General features: G+C 61.3%; 1 protein-coding gene. It reads right to left on the bottom strand.

The genetic code is table 11. The annotated features are described in order from the left end of the window. Positions 1-35: 35 nt before the first annotated feature. Positions 36-1,463, bottom strand: coding sequence for an ISNCY family transposase (locus NCR98_RS07325; protein ID WP_502799730.1), 1,428 nt, complete (start codon positions 1,461-1,463; stop codon positions 36-38). Positions 1,464-1,533 lie beyond the last annotated feature (70 nt).

The following is a 1,533-nucleotide window of genomic DNA, read 5'->3' as shown; positions in this document are numbered from 1 at the left end:
CATGTCGAGGCCAATTTGAAATGTCCGATATCCGGCTAAATTGAAATGTCCGGTTTGGGGTCGGTTCCTGCTTCCAAAGAAGACAGTTTCCCCACCGAGGCTGCCCGCATTTCGGCACTTCTGAGCATCATCGCGTTCAGGTCGATCTGCTTGAGTTCGCGTTGCTTGCGCGTGTTGTTGGCGCGCATCTTCGGGCGCACCTCTTCGCCCCGATTGGTGCGTGAGGGCGCTGACTTGATAGGGCGATTGTCGCGCTCCATCTGCACCTGCCTCGACAGCGCAAGGACGTGTCCAAGACGCTTGTTGTCGACCTCAGCGCCCTGGTCGACATGGGACAGGCGATCATAACGTCGACAGGGCAACGCCGCGCCATTCGCCCAAATCTCGATGCGCCCGTCCGGGTACTCGTACACATCGAGATAGCGATGGATCAAGGCGCGCGTCGCCGGCGAATCTTCAAGCAGGTACATCACGCGATCGTATTGCACCGTCAGCGAGGCCGAGACGCAACGAGATTCGCGTGCCGTCAGAATCGAATCGAGATCCTCGTCGGCACGCACCGGACGATGCGCGTCAAAGTCGCTCTTCGCGCGCTTGCCGAAACGGTCGTTGAAGTCGGCGATGAAGTGGGGCGCATAAGCATTCGCGGCCTCCCACGTGTCGATCTCGCGCAGCCGCAATTCCTTGACGAGCCGATCATGCAAGGTCAAGTTGGCACGCTCCACGCGCCCCTTCGCCTGACTGCTGTTGGCGCACAGGGTCTCGACGTTGAGCTCGTACAAGGCCCGGCCAAACTGCGTGACCCCCTTGTCAGCCTTGCGCGAGCCCCGGTTGAGCGAGAACACACTGGCTTTATCGCTATACAGCGCCAAGGGCTTGCCGTGCTGCTCGATGTAGCGGCGCGTTGCCTCGAAATAACTGAAGGTCGATTCGGTGGCCGTGAAGTGCAGGGTCATCAGACGGCTGGTGGCATCGTCGATGAACACCAGCAGCGTGCACGCCGGCGCGCGATCTTCGAACCAGCGATGATCGCTGCCATCGATCTGGATCAGCTCGCCATAGCACGAGCGACGGTTGCGCGGCTGATGGATCCTTGGAGGACGCTGTCGACGTGGCGTCCAGAGTCCGGCGCCGATCATGAGCCGCCGAACGGTTTCCTTGGCCAGCCGAATGTCATGACACTCGCGCAGCTTCTCGCAGGCAAGCGTCGGGCCAAAATCGCTATAGCGCTCTTTGACGATGGCCACGGCCCGGACCGCCAAGCCCGCGTCGACACGATGATTGCCCGTTTGACCGCGCTTGCCGGAAACCAGGCCCGGCGCGCCTTGTTCGCGTAACCGCGCACTGAGACGCCGCACCTGTCGTGTACTCAGTCCAAGTCGCTCGGCGGCCCGCCACGGTTTGAGCAGTCCGTCGACCACTGACTGAATCACTTTGAATCGGTCCAACTCGCGCATCGACATGGTAATCGTGTCCGTTGCAGCCATCGCGGTCTCCTGCGCCGAAGCATCGGCGCGGGGTAAGCTTAGGCGG

The organism is Caballeronia sp. GAWG2-1 (assembly GCF_023631405.1).
In the GTDB taxonomy this organism is placed as follows: Bacteria; Pseudomonadota; Gammaproteobacteria; order Burkholderiales; family Burkholderiaceae; genus Caballeronia.
The sequence above is the reverse complement of the archived record's forward strand: the minus strand, read 5'-3'. Positions and strand labels throughout refer to the sequence as shown.